Below are 2,438 nucleotides of genomic sequence, written 5' to 3'. Positions count from 1 at the left end.
GCACGATGTTGATGTCGTGCAGCTCAACGGTTCGGTGCGCCGGCGTGGCGGGCGCGCTGCTGTCGACCTTCTTCCCGATCTTTCCGGAAGTCGGCGCCAACTTCATCCTGATCGCCTTCGTGGTGGTCAACCTGGGCGGCTTCGGCAGCGTGGTCGGCGCATTGATCGCCGGCGTGCTGGTGGGCGTGATCGAAGTGATGGGCGGCCTGTTCCTGGGACCGCAATACAAGATGGCGATCGTGCTGGTGCTGTTCCTGACGGTGCTGATGTTCCGCCCGCAAGGGTTGATGGGCAAGGCCTGAGCCTGACCGCACAATTACTCGGAGAGAAACCTCATGCTAAAAACTACTTCCAGCCTGCCGCTGACGCCCACCGCGTCCGCTCCGGGCTTCAATAAAACACACGGGCTGCTGGTCGCGCTGCTGGTGCTGGCGTTGGCTTTGCCGCTCTACGTCACCAGCCCGTCGCACCAGAACCTCGCGATCCTGATCCTGATGGCGGCGCAGATCGGCGTGTCCTGGAACATCGTCGGCGGCTACGCCGGCCAGGTCTCGCTCGGCCACGTCGCCTTCTACGGCATCGGCGCCTATACCTCGGCGATCCTGCTCTCGGTCTACGGCATCAACCCGTGGTTCGCCATGGTGGTCGGCGGCGTTATCGCAGCGCTGGTCAGCCTGGTGATCGGCTGGTCCTGCTTCCGCCTCAAGGGTCACTACTTCGCGATGGCGACCATTGCGGTGGCGGAAATCATCCAGATCGTCTTCACCAACTGGGACTTCGCCGGCGCCGCCGAGCGTGCCTTCCTTGCCTGGAATTTCCGCTTCCGGACGACTAACGATTTCATTGGGACTAGATGTCGCGTCGGTATGATCTTTGGTCATCACTGGCTCCTGAACACAAACAGATTGTGAAGAGATGATGCGCTCCCGACAACGGACGCGGTATCGGCCAAGCGCCCGAGGTTGTGTAGGAAGCGACTGTCGGAAAGCCGGGGGATCAAGGGGAGGTGGCATGAGCCAGGCGGACAACGAAATTGTTCGGCATCATTTAAAAACGTCTACTGAAGAACCCCAGTTTAAGAGATTAATTGGTGCACGCTAGCTAGATAGACCGACTCGCCATTTCACAACCCACCCGTGATCAATTTGCCGACCGCCAAAAGACTTGCGTAATAGCCTCTGTACTTAGGCAGGCTACCCGGCATGTCCTGCACACGACGATGATAGAAGATGTCCAGTCGAACCGGTGGCAACTGCGCCACTAGTTCAAAATTGCTGGCCGGGATGAACATCACCTTGAACGGCCCGAAGCCTGCAACCTCCACGATCGGCTTGCCGCAAGTCCGGCAGACTCCACGGTTGAAGTTCGGGGGCAGACGGTATTTCTTGAATGAGATATTCCCAGCATTTTTCAGAACGACATCCTTGGCGCGAGCGGCAACAACATCCGCAAACGGTTTGTCGTTAAAGATCTGGCAGATCAGGCAGTGGCACCGGAACCTGGCTTTCGGCAACGTATGCAACTCGAATGAGCAAGCGCCGCATTCGCAGGCGCCGCGTAATGGCAACGATGTGTCGGCAATCATGTGCAGATGATCCTTAGTTTCATTGGGAATAGCATTTCGATCACCGTAGCATCATGTTGAGAATGGTATCGATCGGCTGTTTGAAGGGCGCGTGGAGCAGGTTGGCGAGGTTCCAGCGCCCCTGCTCATAGATCCCCTTGGCATGGCTGAAGGTGCGGAAACCCTCGACGCCATGGTAAGCGCCCATGCCGCTGGGCCCAACGCCACCGAAAGGCAAGTCATCCTGAGCGATGTGCATGATCGTCCCGTTAATGGTGACGTTGCCGGACATCGTTCGGCTTAGCACCTTGCGGCGGTTCTCATCATCAGCACCGAAGTAGTAGAGCGCGAGCGGCCGAGGACGGGCATTTACATAGGCGATTGCTTCTTCGACATCGCGGTAGGTAAAAATCGGTAGTATTGGGCCGAATATTTCCTCATGTGCGATGCGCATGTCGTCTGTAACGCCAAGCACCACGGTTGGCGCCATCGTATTGGGACGACGAGAAGCATCGCCGGGCCGATTGCCAACCTCAATGATTTGCGCCCCTTTGGCGCGAGCATCGTCGATCAAGCTCTGAAGCCGAGAGTGATGCCGCTCGTTGAAGATTGAGGTGTAGTGCTCGCTTGTCGGACCGTCCGTATAAAAGGACGCCACTTTCCGGTCATACGATCCGACGAACGAGTCGATGTCGTTTTCGTGGACGAGTACGTAATCGGGAGCGATGCAGGTCTGGCCAGCGCTGAGCAGCTTACCGAAAGCAATGGACGCGGCCGCCCGGTCGAGGGAGTGGCCCTTGGCGATGATGGTCGGTGATTTGCCCCCCAATTCAAGGGTGACAGGGACAAGATTGTCGCTAGCGGCCTTCATCAC

The 2,438-nt window shown here is 58.0% G+C and carries 4 protein-coding genes; 2 read left to right on the top strand and 2 right to left on the bottom strand.

Annotated elements, in window-relative coordinates; all coding sequences use genetic code 11:
- Positions 1-302, top strand: a 302-nt coding sequence (locus HLUSI_RS0124545) for an ABC transporter permease subunit (RefSeq protein ID WP_016836452.1), incomplete at its 5' end; no start/stop codon positions are given.
- Between the two features lie 33 nt (positions 303-335).
- Entirely contained in the window at positions 336-911 is a 576-nt protein-coding gene (locus HLUSI_RS30580) for a branched-chain amino acid ABC transporter permease (protein WP_016836451.1), read from the top strand.
- A gap of 212 nt (positions 912-1,123) precedes the next feature.
- Here HLUSI_RS30580 and HLUSI_RS0124535 read toward each other — a convergent pair whose 3' ends face one another.
- Both HLUSI_RS0124535 and HLUSI_RS0124530 read right to left on the bottom strand, forming a co-directional pair.
- Positions 1,124-1,585, bottom strand: coding sequence for a GFA family protein (locus HLUSI_RS0124535; protein ID WP_016836450.1), 462 nt, complete (start codon positions 1,583-1,585; stop codon positions 1,124-1,126).
- A 40-nt stretch (positions 1,586-1,625) separates the two neighbouring features.
- Positions 1,626-2,438 (bottom strand): aldehyde dehydrogenase family protein (locus HLUSI_RS0124530; RefSeq protein WP_016836449.1); only part of this gene is annotated, 813 nt, incomplete at its 5' end.

This window comes from Herbaspirillum lusitanum P6-12 (assembly GCF_000256565.1).
In the GTDB taxonomy this organism is placed as follows: Bacteria; Pseudomonadota; Gammaproteobacteria; order Burkholderiales; family Burkholderiaceae_D; genus Herbaspirillum; species Herbaspirillum lusitanum.
The sequence above is the reverse complement of the archived record's forward strand: the minus strand, read 5'-3'. Positions and strand labels throughout refer to the sequence as shown.

What these genes read in the sequence shown, in the direction of transcription:
- HLUSI_RS30580 (WP_016836451.1), top strand. Translation starts at nt 336, where the DNA reads ATGCTAAAAACTACTTCCAGCCTGCCGCTGACGCCCACCGCGTCCGCT.
- HLUSI_RS0124535 (WP_016836450.1), bottom strand. Translation starts at nt 1,585, where the DNA reads ATGATTGCCGACACATCGTTGCCATTACGCGGCGCCTGCGAATGCGGC.